General features: G+C 58.7%; 21 protein-coding genes and 1 tRNA gene. 15 read left to right on the forward strand and 7 right to left on the reverse strand.

Going from position 1 to position 19,555, the window contains the following annotated elements; all coding sequences use genetic code 11:
• Nucleotide 1 precedes the first annotated feature (1 nt).
• Both ACYZTM_RS22520 and ACYZTM_RS22525 read left to right on the forward strand, forming a co-directional pair.
• On the forward strand, nt 2-673 hold the full coding sequence (locus tag ACYZTM_RS22520) for a response regulator (RefSeq protein ID WP_038358340.1): 672 nt from the start codon (nt 2-4) through the stop codon (nt 671-673).
• Complete coding sequence (locus tag ACYZTM_RS22525) at nt 666-2,054, forward strand: sensor histidine kinase (protein ID WP_131063192.1); 1,389 nt, start codon at nt 666-668, stop codon at nt 2,052-2,054. The genes ACYZTM_RS22520 and ACYZTM_RS22525 overlap by 8 nt, the downstream gene beginning before the upstream one ends.
• Before the next feature lie 119 nt (nt 2,055-2,173).
• Here ACYZTM_RS22525 and ACYZTM_RS22530 read toward each other — a convergent pair whose 3' ends face one another.
• Together ACYZTM_RS22530 and ygfZ are read right to left on the reverse strand one after the other, a co-directional pair.
• On the reverse strand, nt 2,174-2,995 hold the full coding sequence (locus tag ACYZTM_RS22530) for an HDOD domain-containing protein (protein WP_131060364.1): 822 nt from the start codon (nt 2,993-2,995) through the stop codon (nt 2,174-2,176).
• Nucleotides 2,996-3,030: 35 nt separating this feature from the next.
• Nucleotides 3,031-3,972: a CAF17-like 4Fe-4S cluster assembly/insertion protein YgfZ gene (ygfZ, locus tag ACYZTM_RS22535; protein ID WP_131060365.1), complete on the reverse strand. Its 942-nt coding sequence runs from the start codon at nt 3,970-3,972 to the stop codon at nt 3,031-3,033.
• Nucleotides 3,973-4,121: 149 nt separating this feature from the next.
• Between ygfZ and ACYZTM_RS22540 the strand changes: the two genes are divergently transcribed.
• Together ACYZTM_RS22540 and ACYZTM_RS22545 are read left to right on the forward strand one after the other, a co-directional pair.
• Entirely contained in the window at nt 4,122-4,376 is a 255-nt protein-coding gene (locus tag ACYZTM_RS22540; RefSeq protein ID WP_007944081.1) for an FAD assembly factor SdhE, read from the forward strand.
• Nucleotides 4,360-4,812, forward strand: a complete 453-nt coding sequence (locus tag ACYZTM_RS22545; protein WP_461984739.1) for a protein YgfX — start codon at nt 4,360-4,362, stop codon at nt 4,810-4,812. The genes ACYZTM_RS22540 and ACYZTM_RS22545 overlap by 17 nt, the downstream gene beginning before the upstream one ends.
• Here the strand turns inward: ACYZTM_RS22545 and nadB are convergent.
• Nucleotides 4,781-6,397, reverse strand: coding sequence for an L-aspartate oxidase (nadB, locus tag ACYZTM_RS22550; RefSeq protein ID WP_131060367.1), 1,617 nt, complete (start codon nt 6,395-6,397; stop codon nt 4,781-4,783). The genes ACYZTM_RS22545 and nadB overlap by 32 nt on opposite strands.
• A gap of 558 nt (nt 6,398-6,955) precedes the next feature.
• On the opposite strand from nadB, the gene rpoE reads away from it, so the two are divergent.
• The 4 genes from rpoE (at nt 6,956) to ACYZTM_RS22570 (ending at nt 10,730) form a co-directional block, all read left to right on the forward strand.
• A complete protein-coding gene (gene rpoE / locus ACYZTM_RS22555; RefSeq protein ID WP_007944079.1) occupies nt 6,956-7,537 on the forward strand; it encodes an RNA polymerase sigma factor RpoE in 582 nt (193 codons plus the stop codon).
• A gap of 30 nt (nt 7,538-7,567) precedes the next feature.
• The gene (locus ACYZTM_RS22560; RefSeq protein WP_131060368.1) at nt 7,568-8,155 is read left to right on the forward strand and encodes a sigma-E factor negative regulatory protein; all 588 of its coding nucleotides are present in this window, start codon (nt 7,568-7,570) and stop codon (nt 8,153-8,155) included.
• An 8-nt stretch (nt 8,156-8,163) separates the two neighbouring features.
• Complete coding sequence (locus ACYZTM_RS22565; RefSeq protein ID WP_461984742.1) at nt 8,164-9,120, forward strand: MucB/RseB C-terminal domain-containing protein; 957 nt, start codon at nt 8,164-8,166, stop codon at nt 9,118-9,120.
• Between the two features lie 182 nt (nt 9,121-9,302).
• Nucleotides 9,303-10,730, forward strand: coding sequence for a DegQ family serine endoprotease (locus ACYZTM_RS22570; RefSeq protein ID WP_131060370.1), 1,428 nt, complete (start codon nt 9,303-9,305; stop codon nt 10,728-10,730).
• Nucleotides 10,731-10,811: 81 nt separating this feature from the next.
• Here ACYZTM_RS22570 and ACYZTM_RS22575 read toward each other — a convergent pair whose 3' ends face one another.
• Entirely contained in the window at nt 10,812-12,245 is a 1,434-nt protein-coding gene (locus ACYZTM_RS22575; RefSeq protein WP_131060371.1) for a M48 family metalloprotease, read from the reverse strand.
• Between the two features lie 98 nt (nt 12,246-12,343).
• Between ACYZTM_RS22575 and ACYZTM_RS22580 the strand changes: the two genes are divergently transcribed.
• A complete protein-coding gene (locus ACYZTM_RS22580; RefSeq protein ID WP_461984745.1) occupies nt 12,344-12,583 on the forward strand; it encodes a sulfurtransferase TusA family protein in 240 nt (79 codons plus the stop codon).
• A gap of 31 nt (nt 12,584-12,614) precedes the next feature.
• Complete coding sequence (locus ACYZTM_RS22585) at nt 12,615-13,685, forward strand: AI-2E family transporter (RefSeq protein WP_131060372.1); 1,071 nt, start codon at nt 12,615-12,617, stop codon at nt 13,683-13,685.
• A 125-nt stretch (nt 13,686-13,810) separates the two neighbouring features.
• Here the strand turns inward: ACYZTM_RS22585 and ACYZTM_RS22590 are convergent, their stop codons facing one another.
• Both ACYZTM_RS22590 and ACYZTM_RS22595 read right to left on the reverse strand, forming a co-directional pair.
• Nucleotides 13,811-14,284 carry a peroxiredoxin gene (locus ACYZTM_RS22590; protein ID WP_010462257.1) on the reverse strand — a complete coding sequence of 158 codons (474 nt, stop codon included), beginning with the start codon at nt 14,282-14,284 and terminating at the stop codon, nt 13,811-13,813.
• A gap of 10 nt (nt 14,285-14,294) precedes the next feature.
• Nucleotides 14,295-14,855, reverse strand: a complete 561-nt coding sequence (locus ACYZTM_RS22595; RefSeq protein WP_109628402.1) for a glycine cleavage system transcriptional repressor — start codon at nt 14,853-14,855, stop codon at nt 14,295-14,297.
• Nucleotides 14,856-15,183: 328 nt separating this feature from the next.
• Here ACYZTM_RS22595 and dapA point away from each other — a divergent pair, with 328 nt between their 5' ends.
• The 5 genes from dapA (at nt 15,184) to ACYZTM_RS22620 (ending at nt 18,873) form a co-directional block, all read left to right on the forward strand.
• Nucleotides 15,184-16,062 carry a 4-hydroxy-tetrahydrodipicolinate synthase gene (dapA, locus tag ACYZTM_RS22600; RefSeq protein WP_131060374.1) on the forward strand — a complete coding sequence of 293 codons (879 nt, stop codon included), beginning with the start codon at nt 15,184-15,186 and terminating at the stop codon, nt 16,060-16,062.
• A 17-nt stretch (nt 16,063-16,079) separates the two neighbouring features.
• The gene (gene bamC, locus ACYZTM_RS22605; protein WP_131060375.1) at nt 16,080-17,195 is read left to right on the forward strand and encodes an outer membrane protein assembly factor BamC; all 1,116 of its coding nucleotides are present in this window, start codon (nt 16,080-16,082) and stop codon (nt 17,193-17,195) included.
• 4 nt (nt 17,196-17,199) lie between these two features.
• Entirely contained in the window at nt 17,200-17,958 is a 759-nt protein-coding gene (locus tag ACYZTM_RS22610) for an MBL fold metallo-hydrolase (protein WP_131060376.1), read from the forward strand.
• A gap of 28 nt (nt 17,959-17,986) precedes the next feature.
• Nucleotides 17,987-18,700, forward strand: a complete 714-nt coding sequence (purC, locus tag ACYZTM_RS22615) for a phosphoribosylaminoimidazolesuccinocarboxamide synthase (protein ID WP_008034929.1) — start codon at nt 17,987-17,989, stop codon at nt 18,698-18,700.
• Between the two features lie 83 nt (nt 18,701-18,783).
• A tRNA-Ser gene (locus ACYZTM_RS22620) sits at nt 18,784-18,873 on the forward strand.
• Between the two features lie 277 nt (nt 18,874-19,150).
• On the opposite strand, the gene ACYZTM_RS22625 is transcribed toward ACYZTM_RS22620, so the two are convergent.
• Nucleotides 19,151-19,321, reverse strand: coding sequence for a hypothetical protein (locus ACYZTM_RS22625; protein ID WP_461984748.1), 171 nt, complete (start codon nt 19,319-19,321; stop codon nt 19,151-19,153).
• Between the last annotated feature and the right edge of the window lie 234 nt (nt 19,322-19,555).

Genomic DNA, 19,555 nt, shown 5'->3' on the forward strand with positions numbered 1-19,555 from the left:
CATGCGTGTCCTGCTCGTCGAAGACCATCTGCAGCTCGCCGAAAGTGTCGCCCAGGCGCTCAAGAGCACCGGGCTGACCGTGGATGTGCTGCACGACGGTGTGGCGGCCGACCTGGCGTTGAGCAGCGAGGAATACGCGGTGGCGATCCTCGATGTGGGCTTGCCACGCATGGATGGTTTTGAAGTGCTGGCGCGCCTGCGGGCCCGGGGCAAAAACCTGCCGGTGCTGATGCTGACCGCTCGCAGCGACGTCAAGGATCGGGTTCACGGGCTCAACCTCGGCGCTGACGATTACCTGGCCAAACCTTTCGAACTGACCGAGCTTGAAGCACGGGTCAAAGCCTTGTTGCGGCGTAGTGTGCTGGGCGGTGAGCGCCAGCAGCGCTGCGGCGTGCTGGCCTATGACCTGGACACTCGGCGCTTCACCCTCGGTGAGGAATTGCTGACCCTGACCTCCCGCGAACAGGCGGTTCTTGAAGCATTGATCGCCCGGCCCGGTCGGGTGATGAGCAAAGAGCAACTGGCCTCCCAAGTGTTTGGCCTGGACGAAGAAGCCAGCCCGGATGCGATCGAAATCTACGTCCACCGCCTGCGCAAGAAACTCGACGGCCAACCGGTCGCCATCGTGACCTTCCGCGGCCTCGGTTATTTGCTGGAAAGCCGCGATGCATAAGCCCAGCAGCCTGCGCTGGCGGTTGTTGTGGAACCTCGCGCTGTTGTTGGTGGTGCTAATGCTGGCCAGCGGTTTGAGCGCGTACTGGAATGGTCGCGAAGCCGCCGACACAGCCTATGACCGGACGCTGCTGGCGTCGGCGCGGACCATCGCCGCCGGCGTGTCTCAGCGCGATGGCAGCCTCAGCGCCGACGTGCCTTACGTGGCCCTCGATACGTTCGCCTACGACAGCGCCGGGCGGATTTTTTACCTGGTCAACGACATCAATCAGAAGCTGATTTCCGGTTACGAAAACCTCCCTCCGCCGCCCCCGGGAACGCCGCGTACCGATGACTACCCGGCGCTGGCGCGTTTCTATAACGCCCAATACCGTGGGCAGAACGTACGCGTGGTGAGCCTGCTCAAACCCGTGAGCGAGCCGAACATGAACGGCATGGCGGAAATCCGCGTGGCGGAAACCGACGAGGCGCGGGTGGCCATGGCCCGCAGTCTGGCGGCGGACACGTTGCTGCGTTTGAGCATGCTGGCGGTCGGTGCGTTGCTGATGGTGTGGTTTGCGGTCAGCGCGGCGTTGCGTCCGCTGGAGCGCTTGCGCACGGCGGTGGAAGAGCGTCAGTCGGATGATTTGCGCCCATTGCCATTGGTGGAAGTGCAGCACGAATTGTGGCCGTTGGTGCGCGCGCTCAATCACTTTACCGAGCGCCTGCGCGGGCAGTTCGAGCGGCAGGCGCAATTCATTGCCGATGCCGCCCATGAACTGCGTACGCCATTGGCGGCGCTCAAGGCGCGACTCGAACTGGGCCTGCGTTCAAACGAGCCGCAAACCTGGCGCAGCACTCTGGAAACCGCTGCACAAGGCACGGATCGCCTGACTCACCTGGCCAATCAATTGCTTTCGCTGGCGCGGGTAGAAAACGGGGCCCGGGCCATTGCCGAGGGCGGTGCGCAGTTGTTGGACCTGAGTCAGTTGGCTCGCGAACTGGGCATGGCCATGGCGCCATTGGCCCACGCGCGCGGCGTAGCCCTGGCGCTGGAGGCGGACGAACCGGTGTGGCTGCGCGGCGAGCCGACGCTGTTGAACGAACTGCTGAGCAATCTGGTGGACAACGCCCTCGCGCACACGCCGCCGGGTGGCAATGTGATTCTGCGGGTCACGGCGCCGGCGGTGCTGGAGGTCGAAGACGACGGACCGGGGATTCCCATTGATGAGCGGGATCGGGTGTTCGAGCGCTTTTACCGGCGCAACCAGCAGGTGGCCGGGTCCGGGCTGGGGTTGGCGATCGTCGGTGAGATTTGTCGTGCGCACCTGGCGCAGATCAGCTTGCACGATGGTGAGAAGGCGGGGTTGAAGGTGCGGGTGAGTTTTATCGCGGGGGAGTAAAGGTGTTTGTACGGGCCTCTTCGCGGGCAAGTCGGATCGCCGCACCGCTCGCTCCTACAGGGATCGCGCAATACCTGTAGGAGCGAGCGGTGCGGCGATCCGACTTGCCCGCGAAGCTTTTAATAAAACATCGACCGCGACTCTTCCAGATCCCGGCACATCGCCTCGTTCTCTGGATCGATCCCCAGTTTCTTGAAGGCTGGCACACTGAACGCGTCGACGCGGGCCAACGGATGGTCGGTGTCCTTGTGGCAATACAAGCTGGCCACCTGAACCAGATCAACATAATCGACCCGCTCGGACTGGCGCTTGAAATCCAGATACAACCCCGGCAACTGAACCAGCATTTCCGGAAATTCCCAGACCCTGAGCAGCTTGTCGCCGATCAAGGGGTGAATACGGTCGATGACATGATTGAGGCTGACCGGGTCAGAGAGCAATTCATAATGGTCTTCGGCGTAGGTCAGGATCGGCAGGACGCCAATCTGATGCACCAGTCCGCCAAGGGCTGCCTGATCAGGTTTGAGTTGCGTGTAGCTGCGGCACAGCGCATAGCTGACCCCGGCGATTTCCAGGCTTTTACGCCAGACATCGCGCATTTTCTGCTCCACCACTTCAGAACGGGCGTGGAAAATCTGTTCCATCACCAGGCCGATCGCCAGATTACTGCTGTAGTTGACGCCCAGCCGTGTGATCGCCGTGTGCAGGTCAGTCACTTCCTGAGTCGCGCGCAGCAGCGGGCTATTGACCACTTTGATCAGGCGCGCCGACAGCGCCGTGTCACGGCCGATCACTTTACTCAGGGCGCTGACACTAACCTCCGGATCTTCAGCGGCCTTGCGAATCTGCAGGGCCACTTCCGGTAACGTTGGCAGAACCAGGTCATCGTTATCGATGGCCTCAACCAAATCCTGTTGGACCTTATCCGCCAGCTCGCTCATTTCTTTTCTCTAGGGTGTTGCAACAAGTGCTGCGGTTAACGCTGGATTTCGCGATCGCGATCCAGTTGATAAGGCAGGTCTAGCAGGTGCAGGGCTGCCCCTTCGAGGGCGCCCAGATGAATATCGCCACCTTCTGCTGCTTCGGCTTGCAGCACGGCCAAGAGTTCAATGTTTTGCCCGGCGTTGGCGGCCAGCACCACTTCGCCGATAGAGCTGCCGTGGGACGGGGAAAACAGTTGCGTGCCAGGTTCGGGCAATTCGCTGGCATCCAGTGTCAGGCGATACAAGCGGCGCTTGAGTTTGCCCAGGTACTGCATGCGCGCGACGATTTCCTGGCCGGTGTAGCAACCCTTTTTGAAACTCACGCCACCGACGGCTTGCAGGTTGAGCATCTGCGGGATGAACAACTCGCGGGTGCTCGGCATGACCTGGCCGATCCCTGCGCGGATCTGGCCCAGCAGCCATTGATTCAGATTGCCTTCGGCCAACAGGGCGGACAACTTGCCCTTGGTGACATCGGCCTGATCGGCAGCGACCCACAGTTCGGCGCGATCCGGCGAGACGCGAATGGCGATCAGACCTTCATGGCGCACGACGCTGTCAGAGTCTGCCGGCAACTCAAGACCCAGGCTGCTCAGTGCAGCATCGCCATGATCGAGGCCGAAGCGGACCCAGGCAGCGCTTTCATCGGTTAATTTCGACTTGGAGAACACGGCGTACTTTTTCAGGTCTGCCAACTGCGGTTCGAGCAGTTCGGTGGCCATCGCCAGCAGAACGCCGTCACCTTCCAGCACAATCCGGAAACTCGACTGCATCCGGCCTTTCTGCGTGCAGCGGGCGCCGAGACTGGCCTGAGTATCGCTCAGGTAATTGAGGTTGCAGGTCAATTGGCCTTGCAGGAATTTGCCGGCGTCCGCGCCGCGGACTGCAAGAACGCCTTCATGGGACAGGGTGCAGAAAAAAGCAGAATCGGCCATGGGTCATCGCAGGGTAAAGAGTCTGGGGGACATCATAAGGTGGCGCTCTCGAAATGGGTAGTTCACAAAGGATCGATGGCGCCCGACCAAAGCCGGGTGTTCGACCGGGCGTGGGGCTGTATACTTGCCGCCTATTTGAGGAGCGCTCCATGGTCGAAGATGTTGAACTGAATCGCCTCTACTGGCACAGCCGCCGCGGCATGCTCGAGCTTGACGTATTGCTGGTGCCGTTCGTGAAAGAGGTCTACCCGCACCTCAACGACGTCGACCGCGATTGCTACCGCAAGCTGCTCGAATGCGAAGATCAGGACATGTTCGGCTGGTTCATGGAACGCGCCGAATCGGAAGATCCGGAGCTTCAGCGAATGGTTCGCATGATCCTGGATCGTGTCCAGCCCAAGTAATGCGTTCGAATGCCGCTGGCATGCCTCGCGGCAGTTGCTGGCGGCGTATCTTGTAGCCCAGCTGTTCGCGCTGGGTTCATTGCTTGTTCTTTCTATACCGGTCTGGGCCAGTCTGCTCGGCATGATGCTGTGTGTGATTCACGGATTCTGGTTACTGCCGCGACAGATTTTGCTGACACATCCACAGGCATTTCGCGGCTTGCGTCGCGATGCCGATGGTTGGCAGTTGTGGAATCAGGCCTCCGGTTGGCAGTCCGTGCAGCTGCGACCGGACAGCCTGGCGTTGCCAATGCTGGTGGTCCTGCGTTTTCGACTGCGAGACGAACGGCGAGTCAGATCAATCTGCGTTCCCCACGATTCGCAGGCCGCCGATTTGCACCGACGCCTGCGGGTGAGGCTCACCTTCAGTCGACGTAGGTGGGCGGCACCAGAATAGTGTCCAGCGCGACCGGCAGCATGTTCGGGTAGTCGAGTGTGTAATGCAGGCCGCGACTTTCCTTGCGCTCCATGGCTGACTGAATCATCAGCTCCGCCACCTGGGCCAGGTTGCGCAACTCGATCAAATCCCGACTGACCTTATAATTGCTGTAGAACTCGTCAATTTCGTCCAGCAGCAACCGCACGCGGTGCTGCGCGCGTTGCAGGCGCTTGTTGGTGCGCACGATGCCGACGTAGTCCCACATGAATCGCCGCAGTTCATCCCAGTTGTGCGCAATGATCACGTCTTCATCGGAATCGGTGACCTGGCTCGCATCCCAGACGGGCAGGGCGATCGGAATCGAAACCTGCGGCAACTGTTCCAGAATGTCCGCCGCCGCCGAACGGGCGTAAACGAAACACTCCAGCAGCGAATTGCTGGCCATGCGGTTGGCGCCGTGCAGGCCGGTGAAGCTGGTTTCGCCGATGGCATACAGCCCCGGCACGTCGGTGCGACCGTTCTGATCGACCATCACGCCGCCGCAGGTGTAGTGCGCCGCCGGAACCACTGGGATCGGTTGCTTGGTGATGTCGATGGAAAACTCGAGGCAGCGTTCATACACCGTCGGGAAGTGGCTCTTGATGAATGCTTCGGGCTTGTGGCTGATGTCCAGATAGACGCAGTCAACACCCAGGCGCTTCATCTCATGGTCGATGGCGCGGGCGACGATGTCCCGGGGCGCGAGTTCGGCACGCGGGTCGAAGCGTTGCATGAAGCGCTCGCCGTTGGGCAGCTTCAGGTGCGCACCTTCACCGCGCAGGGCTTCAGTGATCAGGAAACTCTTGGCTTGCGGGTGATAAAGACAGGTCGGGTGGAACTGGTTGAATTCCAGGTTTGCCACCCGGCAACCCGACCGCCAGGCCATGGCGATGCCGTCACCGCAGGCGCCGTCGGGGTTGCTGGTATAGAGGTAGACTTTTGCCGCGCCGCCGGATGCGAGGATCACGAATCGTGCACCGTAGGTGTCGACTTCGCCGGTGCTGCGATTGAGGACATAGGCGCCGAGACAGCGATCGCCTTCGAGGCCCAGGCGTTTTTCGGTAATCAGATCGACCGCAACCCGCTGTTCCAGCAATTCGATGTTTGGTCTCTGTTTCGCCTGGGCGAGCAAAGTTCTGAAAATCGCCGCGCCCGTGGCATCGGCGGCGTGAATGATGCGTCGATGACTGTGACCGCCTTCGCGGGTCAGGTGAAATTCGAATCCGCCGTCTTCGGTACCGGATTGTTCATCGCGGGTAAACGGCACACCTTGGTCGATCAGCCATTGAATGGCTTCTTTACTGTGCTCGACGGTAAAGCGCACGGCGTCTTCATGGCAGAGTCCACCACCGGCATTGAGGGTGTCCTCGACGTGGGATTCGACAGTATCGGTGTCATCCAGAACGGCAGCGACACCGCCCTGGGCCCAAAACGTCGAGCCGTTGGCGAGGTCGCCTTTGCTCAGTACGGCGATGCGCAAATGACCGGGCAAGGTCAGCGCAAGGCTCAAACCGGCAGCGCCGCTGCCAATGACCAGAACATCGTGTTGAAACTGTTGGCTCATTTCAGGATTCCGCTTAAAGCGACCCGGGTTGGGGTTGGCGCAAGACTCCTGGAACGGCGAGTCAAGGCAGCCACACAGCCCACTAGTATATAGAGGGGGGGAGCGGCACAATACCCGAGCGCATATGGCATTGTGAAACTACTGTGACGGAAAATACCTGACGCTTCGTCGGATGGTTTTTCGCCCGGTTCGGTGACAAGGCGACTGTATCAGCGATTTAACAGTTTTTTTCTGTTCACGGTCGCACAATGTCCCTTTCGCCCGGCTATAAATATTTGGAACTTTTGCCAAAGGCCCAAGATCAATAGACGGTGCCTGAAAAGAAGGACAGTGTCGGTTTCAGGTCGGGACGTGCGGTTTGGTCCTGGTCAGTGAATCCGACGACAAGATTATTCGCGCAGCCGGGTCATGCCGAGCTGCGCTTTTCGTGCGTGCCAAATCAGAGCCCGCAGGAAACTTGCTTGGAGGGGGAGAACTTTTGCGAAAAGCCCGAGTCTATGTTTGCAAGTCTGGTCGTTTAGTTATGCAAGCCTCCTCCGAGCTTATCGAGGAGTGTTCATGCTAACCCAGGAAGAGGATCAGCAGCTCGTTGAGCGCGTTCAACGCGGCGACAAGCGAGCTTTCGATCTGCTAGTGCTGAAATACCAGCACAAAATTCTCGGGTTGATCGTGCGTTTCGTGCACGACACCCATGAAGCCCAAGATGTGGCACAGGAAGCCTTTATCAAGGCCTACCGCGCACTTGGAAATTTTCGCGGAGATAGCGCGTTTTATACGTGGCTTTACCGCATCGCCATCAACACGGCGAAGAATTATCTGGTTTCACGCGGCCGTCGGCCGCCGGATAGCGATGTCAGTTCCGAAGATGCAGAGTTCTACGATGGCGATCATGGCCTCAAGGATCTCGAGTCGCCAGAGCGTGCATTGCTGCGGGATGAGATCGAAGGCACCGTCCATCGAACCATTCAGCAACTGCCAGAAGATTTGCGTACGGCTTTAACTTTACGTGAATTCGATGGTCTGAGTTACGAAGACATTGCGGCGGTCATGCAATGTCCGGTGGGTACCGTGCGCTCCCGGATTTTCCGCGCTCGGGAGGCCATCGATAAAGCCCTGCAGCCGTTGTTGCAGGAAAACTGAGACAGCGGCGATAGCCAAGAGAGGAACGCCATGAGTCGTGAAGCCCTGCAGGAATCGCTGTCCGCAGTGATGGATAACGAAGCGGATGAACTGGAATTGCGTCGGGTATTAAATGCCTTTGACGATGTTGAAACCCGTGAAACATGGGCTCGTTATCAGATCGCTCGGGCAGTTATGCACAAGGATCTGCTACTTCCACGTCTGGACATCGCCGCGGCAGTTTCTGCTGCTCTGGCCGACGAAGCCGTACCGGCAAAAGCCTCCCGTGGTCCATGGCGCAGCCTGGGTCGTCTGGCTGTTGCTGCTTCGGTGACTGTTGCCGTGCTGGCAGGTGTGCGTCTGTACAACCAGGACGAGATCGCTGGTGTCGAACTTGCTCAGCAATCCAGTCAACCGGGTCTGGCCGTTCCTCAGGTCAAGGGTCCAGCTGTATTGGCAGGCTATAGTGAGAGTTCGGAAGCCACTGGCCCTATGGCCAACGGCGTATTGCAAGGTCAACCAGGCTGGCACGATCAGCGTCTGCCAGGCTACTTGCGCCAACATGCTCAACAGGCTGCACTGAAAGGTACTGAGAGCGCTCTGCCTTACGCTCGTGCAGCAAGCCTGGAAAACCGTTAAGGAGGATCATGCGCGCCATACCTCTACTTTCGCTTCTGCTCGGTGGCTGGTTTGTTGTTCCAGCCCACGCCGATGAAGCCCAGGACTGGTTGACACGTCTTGGTCAGGCCGAGCAACAGCAAAGCTTTCGCGGCACTTTCGTTTACGAGCGTAACGGTAGTTTTTCTACCCATAACATCTGGCACCGCGTTCAGGATGGCAAGGTACGCGAGCGTTTACTCCAGCTCGACGGCTCAGCACAGGAAGTCGTGCGCATTGATGGGCATACTCAATGCGTCAGTGGCCTTCTGATAGCAGGGCTTGGGGATTCACCCAACTCCGCTGCTCGTGCACTCGATCCACAAAAGCTGAAAAATTGGTATGACCTTGCCGTCATTGGCAAGTCGCGTGTGGCTGGGCGTGCGGCAGTGATTGTCTCACTTAAGCCACGTGATCAGCATCGCTATGGTTTTGAGCTTCACCTTGATAAGGAAACCGGCTTGCCGTTGAAGTCATTGTTACTCAATGACAAAGGGCAGTTGCTCGAGCGCTTCCAGTTCACCCAATTGGATACTGCCAGCGTGCCTTCGGAAAACGACTTGAAGGCCGGCGACGATTGCAAGGCTGTGACCCTCGACGGTGACAAGGCTTCCCCCGTCAAGGCCGCCCAGCTCTGGCATTCGGACTGGCTTCCACCCGGTTTCGAGTTGACCAGCAGCAGCGCCCGCAAGGATCCAGAGACGAAAACCCAGGTCAACAGTCTGATGTATGACGATGGTCTGGCGCGCTTCTCGGTATTCCTTGAGCCGTTGAACGGTGCGACCGTCACCGACACCCGCACCCAATTAGGCCCTACCGTTGCTGTTTCTCGGCGCTTGACCACCCCTCAAGGCGAGATGATGGTGACCGTGGTTGGCGAGATCCCGATTGGTACTGCTGAACGGATTGCGTTGTCCATGCGCACCGATGCCACTGCAACCAAGTAGTGAGCTGATGCCGAAATGTTTGGTGAGCATTTCAATTTGCAAAAAAACCTGAATTTTTCTATAGGTCAGAGCCTCACGGCTCTGGCCTTGTTTTGTTGTTCCCGGAACAAAAATACCGGCGTATCTTTCCCGGTATTCCTTGCTCCATATCGCTTAACCATGCTCGTCGTAACGGGAGCCGTATGTCGATACCACGCTTGAAGTCTTATCTTTCCATTGTTGCCACCGTGCTGGTGCTTGGTCAGGCGGTCACTGCTCAAGCAGTCGAGTTGCCTGACTTCACTCAATTGGTCGAGCAAGCCTCGCCCGCAGTGGTGAACATCAGTACCACACAAAAGCTGCCGGACCGCAGAGTGTCAGGCCAGATGCCCGACCTTGAAGGCCTGCCACCAGCACTGCGCGAGTTCTTCGAGCGGGGCATGCCGCAGCAGCCACGCTCGCCTCGCGGTGATCGCCAGCGTGAAGCGCAGTCACTGGGCTCGGGTTTCATCATCTCGCCTGACGGCTACATCCTGACCAACAACCACGTGATCGCCGATGCCGACGAAATTCTCGTTCGTCTCTCCGACCGCAGTGAATTGAAAGCCAAGCTGGTTGGCACCGATCCACGTTCCGACGTGGCATTGCTGAAAATCGAAGGCAAGGACCTGCCAGTCTTGAAGCTGGGCAAGTCCCAGGACCTGAAGGCCGGCCAATGGGTCGTCGCGATCGGCTCGCCGTTCGGTTTCGACCATACCGTGACCCAAGGCATCGTCAGCGCTGTCGGTCGTAGTCTGCCAAACGAAAACTATGTGCCGTTCATCCAGACCGACGTGCCAATCAACCCGGGTAACTCAGGTGGCCCGCTGTTCAACCTGGCCGGTGAAGTGGTCGGGATCAACTCGCAGATCTACACCCGTTCCGGTGGTTTCATGGGCGTGTCGTTCGCGATCCCTATCGATGTGGCAATGGACGTTTCCAATCAGCTGAAAAGTGGCGGCAAAGTCAGCCGTGGCTGGTTGGGTGTAGTGATCCAGGAAGTGAACAAGGATCTGGCCGAGTCGTTTGGTCTTGATAAGCCGGCCGGTGCGCTGGTGGCCCAGATCCAGGAAGATGGCCCAGCTGCCAAGGGTGATCTGCAAGTAGGCGACGTGATCCTGAGCATGAACGGTCAACCGATCGTCATGTCTGCCGATCTGCCGCATCTGGTGGGCGCACTGAAAGAAGGCGAGAAGGCCAAACTTGAAGTGATTCGTGACGGCAAGCGCAAGAATATCGAGCTGACCGTTGGCGCGATCCCTGACGAAGGCAAAGAGCTGGACTCGAAACTGAAGTCAGGCGTCGAAACCAGCAGCAATCGTCTGGGCGTTGCCGTCGCCGATCTGACCGCTGAGCAGAAGAAGACCTACGACCTCAAAGGCGGTGTGGTGATCAAGGAAGTTCAGGATGGGCCTGCATCGCTCATTGGCTTGCAGCCCAATGATGTGATCACTCATCTGAACAACCAGGCAATCAACGACAGCAAAGAGTTCGCTGAAATCGCCAAGGCGCTGCCGAAGAATCGTTCGGTGTCCATGCGGGTTCTGCGTCAAGGTCGTGCCAGCTTCATCACCTTCAAACTGGCTGAATAAACCGGTTGTCGGCTGAATAAAAAACCGCCTCGAAAGAGGCGGTTTTTTTTGTGCCTGAAGCTTTTGTGTTCCTGAAGCAGGTCAGCCCATCATGTCCTTGACCATGCGTTCCTGCTCCATCAACTCACGCTGCCGGGCGTCGATACGCGACGACAACGGGAAGTTGGTGCCGGCCTTGCGCTTGGCGAAGTCCAGTTGCTGAATGGCCTGACGATAGTCGCCAACCAGGGCGAAGTACTCCGCGCGAGCCTGATGCAGGCCGATGATGTTGCCTGACAGACCGCGCGTCTCGGCCACCTGATACCACACGTCCGGATCATCCGGACGCGACTTGAGCAGCCCTTCGAGCGCCTTCTCGGCATCGGCGGCGCGGTTTTGTTTCAGCAGCAGATCGACGCGCACCTGGTTCAGCGGGTAGTTGCCGGGGTACTGGGTCAGCATCCGGTCAACCCGTGTTTGAGCATCGGGCAGACGATTGTTGGTGATGTCCAGATCGACCTGCGCCAGGTTGTAGATGATCTCATTCGGTGATTTGGCCAGCAGCAGTTTGAGGTTCTCGCGAGCTTCATTCAACTGGCCGCCCTTGATCTGGGCGATCGCCAAGCCATACCGGGCGACGTCGTTTTTCGGGTTCTCGTCGAGTTGCGCGCGGAAACGCTTGGCGCCCAGGCCTGGTGTTTCTTCATAGACCAGCTGAACGCGTGCACGAATCAGCTGATACCGCATGGTGTCTTCGATGCCGCCCGGTTTGGCCTGTTCGGAGCGGTTGCGGGTGTCGGCGATCCGCGATTCGGTCACCGGGTGAGTCAGCAAAAATTCCGGCGGCTTGGCGTCGAAGCGGTACTGACGCATCAACCGCTCGAACATGGTCGGCATCGACCGAGGGTCGTAACCGGCCTTTTCCAGATTGAGGATGCCGATGCGGTCGGCTTCCTGCTCGTTCTGGCGCGAGAAGCGTCGCTGCTCCTGAATCGCAGCCGCCTGAGTACCCGCAATCGCCGCGATCCCGGCGTCACCGGCACCGGCAGCCGCAATGACGATACCGGCCAGCAGAGCGGCCATCATCGGGACTTGCATGCGCTGTTGGGCTTCAACGCCACGGGCAAAGTGGCGCTGCGACAAGTGAGCCAATTCGTGCGCCAGTACCGAAGCGTATTCGCCCTCGGTCTGCGCATTGAGGAACAGACCGCCGTTGACTCCGACAATCCCGCCCGGCGCCGCAAAGGCGTTGAGCTGCGGGCTGTTGATCAGGATGAACTCCAAGCGCCGGTCATTGACCTGGCTGGTTTCGACCAGTCGGTAAACGCTGGATTCGACGTAATCCTTGAGCTGCGGATCGTTGAGCTGCGAGACCTGGCTGCGCAACAGTGCCAGCCACGCACGGCCCAATTGGTATTCCTGTTGCGGCGAGACAATGGCAGAACTGGCGTCGCCGAGTGACGGCAAGTCGTCGGCGAAGCCCGGTGAGGCGAGCAGGCAAGCGAGCGTCAGCAGGGTAGGGCGCAAAAAAGTCATGCACAAAGCCTTAGTCGACAAAGACCTTACTGTAGCCGGACACTTCGCTTGGGACCAGATATTCTAGGCAACTCCACCACCTGACCCGGAGCGATGTAATGACCAACGCTGTAGCCCATGACGCCGAACTGGACGCCAGTGGCCTGAATTGCCCATTGCCATTGCTCAAGGCCAAGCTGGAGCTCAATCGAATGGCCAGTGGCGCGGTGCTCAAGGTGATCGCCACCGATGCGGGCTCCCAGCGCGACTTTCGCACCTTTGCCCGATTGGCCGGTCATACGCTGCTTCGCGAAGAAGATGAGGCGGGTGTTTACCGCTACTGGCTGAAAAAAGCCTGAAACCTACTGCGTTCGTTTCTAAGGATTATTGATGTTCAAGGTGTTACGCGACTGGATTCAGCGCTATTTTTCCGACGAAGAAGCCGTGGTGCTGGCCGTGCTGTTGTTTCTGGCCTTTACCGCCGTGCTCACGTTGGGCGGCATGCTCGCACCGGTGCTGGCGGGGATGGTGCTGGCGTATCTGATGCAAGGCCTGGTCGTCACCCTCGAACGCCTGCGCATGCCCGGCGGGGTGGCGGTGGGGCTGGTCTTCGCGTTGTTCATGGGCGTGTTGCTGGTGTTCATCATTGTCGTGGTGCCGTTGCTCTGGCATCAGCTGATCACGCTGTTCAACGAACTGCCCGGCATGCTCGCCAAGTGGCAATCGTTGCTGTTGCTGCTGCCCGAACGCTATCCGCACCTGGTATCGGACGAGCAGGTGTTGCAGGCCATCGAAGTGGCGCGGGGCGAGATCGGCAAGTTCGGTCAGTGGGCGCTGACGTTCTCGCTGTCGAGCCTGCCGTTGCTGGTGAACATCATGATCTATCTGGTGCTGGTGCCAATCCTGGTGTTCTTCTTCCTCAAGGACCGCGAGATGATCGGTCATTGGGTACGAGGCTATCTGCCCCGTGAGCGGGCGTTGATCACCCGGGTCGCTCACGAGATGAATCGTCAAATTGCCAACTATATTCGCGGCAAAGTCATTGAGATTTTCATTTGCGGTGGTGTGACCTACATCGGGTTCGTCGTGCTGGGGCTCAACTACGCAGCGCTGCTGGCATTGCTGGTGGGCGTGTCGGTGGTGGTGCCGTATGTCGGAGCGGTGGTGGTGACCGTGCCGGTGCTGCTGATTGCGCTGTTCCAGTGGGGCTGGAGTGATCAGTTCATCTATTTGATGGCGGTCTACGGGATTATCCAGGTCCTGGACGGCAATGTGCTGGTACCGCTGTTGTTCTCGGAAGCGGTCAATCTGCATCCGGTGGCAATCATCTGTGCGGTGCTGTTGTTTGGCGGGTTGTGGGGCTTTTGGGGGGTGTTCTTTGCGATTCCCCTGGCGACGCTATTCAAGGCTGTGCTGGATGCGTGGCCGCGGAAGGAACAGGTGGTGGCGCCGTTGCTTTAACCGTCATCTCTAATTTTGCAGTGAGGCTGATGGCGTCTTCGCGGGCAAGCCCGCTCCCACAGGATTAACGCCAACCCTGTGGGAGCGGGCTTGCCCGCGATGGCGTCAGAACAGACGCCAGAATCTTAGGCTTTATTGAGAGCCTGAGCCGCAGCCAACACCGCATCCACATGCCCCGGCACCTTCACACCGCGCCATTCCTGACGCAGCACACCGTCCTTATCAATCAGGAACGTGCTGCGATCAACTCCCATGTATTCCTTGCCATACAGCTTCTTCAGCTTGATCACATCAAACAACTGGCACAGCGCTTCTTCCTTGTCGCTGATCAGCTCAAAGGTGAACGCCTGCTTGGCCTTGAAGTTTTCGTGGGACTTCAGGCTGTCGCGAGAAACACCAAACACTTCAGTATTGGCCGCTTTAAAGGCGTCCAGCTGATCGCGAAAGCCCTGACCTTGAGTGGTGCAGCCCGGCGTGCTGTCCTTCGGATAGAAGTAGATCACCACTTGCTTGCCTTTAAGGCCTGCGAGGCTGACGGTCTGTCCATTGGTGGCGGGTGCTTCGAAGTCGGCAACCGGTTGGTCGATGGCAACGGCCATGAAAGCTTCCTTACATTGGGTTTTGTGGGCGCCACGGTTCGATCAGCGCGTCCAGGTTCAGCGCGTCGGCGAAATCCAGAAATTGATCGCGCAGCCAGCTGATCTGCACGCCGGCCGGCAACGTCACGGTAAACGTGGCGTTGAGCATGGTGCCGCCGGTTTGCGGCGCCTGATACGTGTCGCAGGTCAGGTTTTCCAGCTCGACATTGTGGTCCATGAAGAACTGGCACAGCTCGTTGATGATGTCCGAACGATAGGCCGAGCTGACATAAGCGACGTAAGGTAGGGCCTGAGGACGATTCTCCAGCGCCGCGCTGCGCACCACATTGACGGTGAATGCGTGCTTCTTGGCGAGGCCAGACAGGCTGCCTTCCAGGCGCGCCAGGGCGTCCCAGCTGCCGGAGATCTCGAGGATCAACGCGCTGCACTCGCCGTGACGGGTCAGGCGAGAGGTGACCACGGCGCAGCGGTTTTCATGGCTGGCGCGGCACAGGACGTTAGTCAGCTCCATGGGGTTGGCGCCGAGGGCACTGATGACAAGGAATTGTTCGCGAACTGTGGGGGTGGACATGCAGCATTCCTAAAGCGATGAGCGGTCGATACTTTTACGGGCTTTTACTACCGGGGGCGAGCCTGCGGATGCGAATTCAGAAAACCCGGGCCGAAGGTTGCAACGTGCTCCATCAAGGCAAGAGCGAGGGGTGGCAACGCTGGATCGGGGCTTGTGATGCCGAAAATGGAGGCTGAAACCCGGCGTACGAGCTTATCAGTACCGATCAAAGTCTGAAGGGTAGCGAAAAGCAGCGCCAAGGGGAATGGCGGCAGCGCAGTACTTTGCTTGTACAAGCATCTTGGCGCCAGTACCATTACCGCTCTCTTTTTCCGGCAGGAGCGGTTGCATGATTGCGGGCAGTATGGTGGCACTGGTCACACCCATGGATGCACAAGGTCGTCTCGACTGGGACAGCTTGAGCAAACTGGTGGACTTTCACCTGCAGAACGGCACCCACGCGATCGTGGCGGTCGGCACTACAGGCGAATCGGCCACCCTTGACGTGAACGAGCACATCGAAGTGATTCGTTACGTGGTAAAGCAGGTGGCAGGGCGCATTCCGGTGATCGCCGGTACCGGCGCCAACTCGACGCGCGAAGCCATCGAGTTGACCACCAACGCGAAGACCGCCGGCGCCGATGCTTGCCTGCTGGTCACGCCGTACTACAACAAGCCGACCCAGGAAGGTTTGTACCAGCACTTCAAAGCCATCGCCGAAGCCGTCGACATCCCGCAGATTCTTTACAACGTGCCGGGCCGTACAGCCTGCGACATGCTGACCGAAACCGTGATCCGCCTGTCGACCGTGAAAAACATCATCGGCATCAAGGAAGCCACCGGCGACCTGACCCGTGCCAAAGCCATCATCGACGGCGTCAGCAAAGACTTCGTGGTGCTTTCCGGTGACGACGCCACCGCAGTCGAACTGATCCTGCTCGGCGGCAAAGGCAACATCTCGGTGACCGCCAACGTCGCCCCGCGCGACATGAGCGACCTGTGCAACGCTGCCCTGAAAGGCGACGCCGTTACGGCCCGCGCGATTCACGAAAAGCTGATGCCGCTCAATAAAACCCTGTTTATCGAATCCAACCCTATCCCCGTGAAATGGGCACTGCATGAAATGGGCTTGATGCCGGACGGTATCCGTCTGCCGCTCACCTGGCTCAGCGCTGCCTGTCACGAACCGCTGCGGCAGGCCATGCGCCAGTCCGGCGTACTGGTTTAATTGAGGAAGTACTACGCATGAAGCGATTGGCCGGACTTTCCGCACTTGCCTTGATTATCTCCAGCACCAGTGGCTGTGGATGGGTCTGGGGCCCGGAAGGTTATTTCCGTGACCGTGGTAGCGATTACCTGGAAGCGCAACAGACTGCACCTATGCAATTGCCAACGGATGTCAGCACCGCCAAACGTCTGGATCCGCTGCTGCCGATCCCGCGCAACGTGGCCGATGACACCGCGAAGGGCGAATACATCGTGCCGCGTCCGCAGCCATTGTCGGCAGGGGCTGACGCCAGCGCCTACTCCCTGCAGAAGACCGGTGATTCGCGCTGGATCGTCGCCCAGAACCCACCCGCCGAAGTCTGGCCAGTGGCTGTGCAGTTCTTCCAGGACAACGGTTTTCGTCTGGACGAACAGAAGCCGCAAACCGGCGAATTCACCACCACCTGGCAGCATGCCGACGAACTGTCCGCAGCAATGGCCAAGCGCCTGAGCGCCGCCGGTGTCAGCACTGACAGCGAAACCCGTGTTCGGGTGCGTATCGAGCCGGGCGTGCAGCGCAACACCAGCGAAGTCTACGTGGTCAGCGCCGAACGTCCTTCCGGCAGCACCGCCGACGTGGCCTTCACCAACCGTTCGGTCAACACTGGCCTGGACGCGGCACTGGTCGACGACATGCTCGCAAGCATGAGCCGCATCTCGGAGAAGGGCGGTTCGGTCTCCATGCTGGCTTCGCGTGATTTCGATACGCCGAGTCGTGTCAGCCTGAGCGAAGACGGCAGCGGCAACCCGGTTCTGAACGTCGGCAACGACCTGGATCGTGCTTGGTCGAGCGTAGGTCGTGCGCTGGAACAGGGCGAATGGCGCGTTGAAGACATCAACCGCAGCCTGGGCCTGTACTACATCAACCTCTCCGAAAAAGCCGAGAAGAAAGACGAGAAACCTGGTTTCTTCAGCGGCCTGTTCGGCAGCGCGCCGAGCAAGGAAGAAGTTGAAGCCCGTGCCGAGCGTTATCAGGTTCGCCTGAGCAAGGTTGGCGACAACGTCCAGGTCACCGTCGAGAAAAACATCAACACCGTGGCGCCGGCAGAAGTGGCGCGCAAGGTGTTGAGCGTGATTCAGGACAACCTGGGCTGATCACATGCGTTTTGCCGTTCTCGGCAGCGGTAGCCAAGGGAACGGCACGCTGATAGCCAGCGCTGACACGTATGTACTGGTGGATTGTGGTTTCTCCCTGCGGGAAACCGAAAAACGCCTGCTGCGCCTGGGTGTGAACCCTGCGCAACTGAGCGCGATACTCGTGACCCACGAACATGCCGACCACGTGCATGGCGTGGGTTTGCTGTCTCGGCGCTACAATCTGCCTGTCTACCTCAGTCGCGGGACCCTGCGCGGGATGCGCAAACCGATTGAACCGGCTGGCCTTCTGGCCGGCGGCGAGCAACTGCAGATCGGCGCACTGAGCATCGGCGTCATTGCCGTGGCCCACGATGCACAGGAACCGACGCAGTACGTCTTCAGCGACGGTGAGCGGCGCTTCGGCCTGCTGACCGACCTGGGCTCGTATTGCAACAAGGTGCTGGACGGCTATCGGGACCTCGATGCGTTGATGATCGAGTCCAACCATTGCCGTGACATGCTCGCTCGCGGTCACTACCCATACTTCTTGAAGCAGCGGGTGGGCGGTGAACTGGGACATTTGAACAACCACCAGGCGGCATTCCTGGTGTCTGAGTTGGGCTGGCAAGGCCTGCAACACCTGGTCCTGGCCCATCTGAGCAGCAAGAACAACCTGCCGCAGCTGGCCCGGCAATGTTTTGTCGACACCCTAGGGTGCGACCCGGACTGGCTGCAAATGGCCGATCAAGATTCAGGGCTCGACTGGCGACATATCGCCTAGCCCACCTACTTAGCAAGCGGAGCCCATCATGGAAAAACGTGAAGAACTCTACCGCGGCAAAGCCAAATCGGTTTTCAAGACCGACGACGCTGACCGCTTGATCCTGCTGTTTCGCAACGACACCTCGGCGTTCGACGGCAAGCGCATCGAGCAGCTCGACCGCAAAGGCATGGTGAACAACAAGTTCAACGCCTTCATCATGCAGAAACTCGAAGCCGCCGGCGTGCCAACCCAATTCGACAAACTGCTGGGCGACAACGAATGCCTGGTGAAAAAACTCGACATGATCCCGGTCGAGTGCGTCGTGCGTAACTACGCTGCCGGCAGCCTGGTCAAACGCCTGGGCGTCGAAGAAGGCATGAAGCTCAATCCTTACACCTTCGAACTGTTCCTGAAGGACGACGCCAAGGGCGACCCGTTCATCAACGAATCCCACGTCGTGGCATTCGGTTGGGGCACCGCCGAGCAACTGGTTCGCATGAAAGAACTGTCGCTCAAGGTCAACGAAGTCCTGAGCAAACTGTTCGACGACGCCGGCCTGCTGCTGGTCGACTTCAAACTTGAATTCGGCGTCTTCTCCGACGGCTCCATCGTCCTGGGCGACGAATTCAGCCCGGACGGCTGCCGTCTGTGGGACAAGGCCACCGGCAAGAAAATGGACAAAGACCGCTTCCGCCAGGGCCTCGGTGACGTCATCGAAGCCTATGAAGAAGTCGCCAATCGTCTGGGCGTACCGCTTTAATCGACGCAAGCATCTGATAGCACGGAAAAATTTCGCTTAGGGGGTTCGCTTCCGGCGAAAGTGTTGTTATGATGCGCGCCGTTGGAGAGATGCCAGAGTGGCCGAATGGGACGGATTCGAAATCCGTTGTACCTTCACCGGTACCTAGGGTTCGAATCCCTATCTCTCCGCCATACATAGAAAAGCCCCATAGATCAAGGTCTTGGGGCTTTTTGCATTCTGGGATTGTACGTAGAGGTAGTACGTAAAATACCTATCGCTACAGACCCTCTCAGCGCGCCCAAAGCGGCTTCTCTATCATCCGCACCCCATCGCCAAAACTGAGTCAGCTCAGCGCCTCTATGGGGTTGTGAGCGTCAAGCGGTAACGGGTTCTTGGTGAGCAGAAGGTGGGCAGGCGGGCGTATTTAAAAAGCCTCAATACGCTGAGGCTTTCTTATTGCGATGCGTTTTAAGCGTAGGAGATCAGCTTCCACGTAACAGCTTTGCCGTTATGTGGCGGGAACACATTGCCTTCGGCGAATGGCCCGGTGGTAGAAGGTGAGTCTTGCGTTTCCCATACACCGCTTTCTGGTGACTTTTCGCCGGTTTTGCCGGTAGTTCCGATTGGTGACTTGCTCATTTTTCATATCCCCATGGCAGGTTGCTCAGGCTGTAACACGCAACCTCAAAGCAACAGGAGCCTAGCTTGGATCCAAGCAATAGCAATAGACCGCCCACGTCGCACAGCATCTGAGCTACACGGCTGGTCTTTACTAACCCGGCCAAACGCCGGTTTTTTGTAAGAAATGTTGTGACTTTTGAAATACGACAATTGTGAAAAATAAAGCGCGACAGAATTAAAGAAGCCCGCATT

Source organism: Pseudomonas sp. MDT2-39-1 (assembly GCF_054898085.1).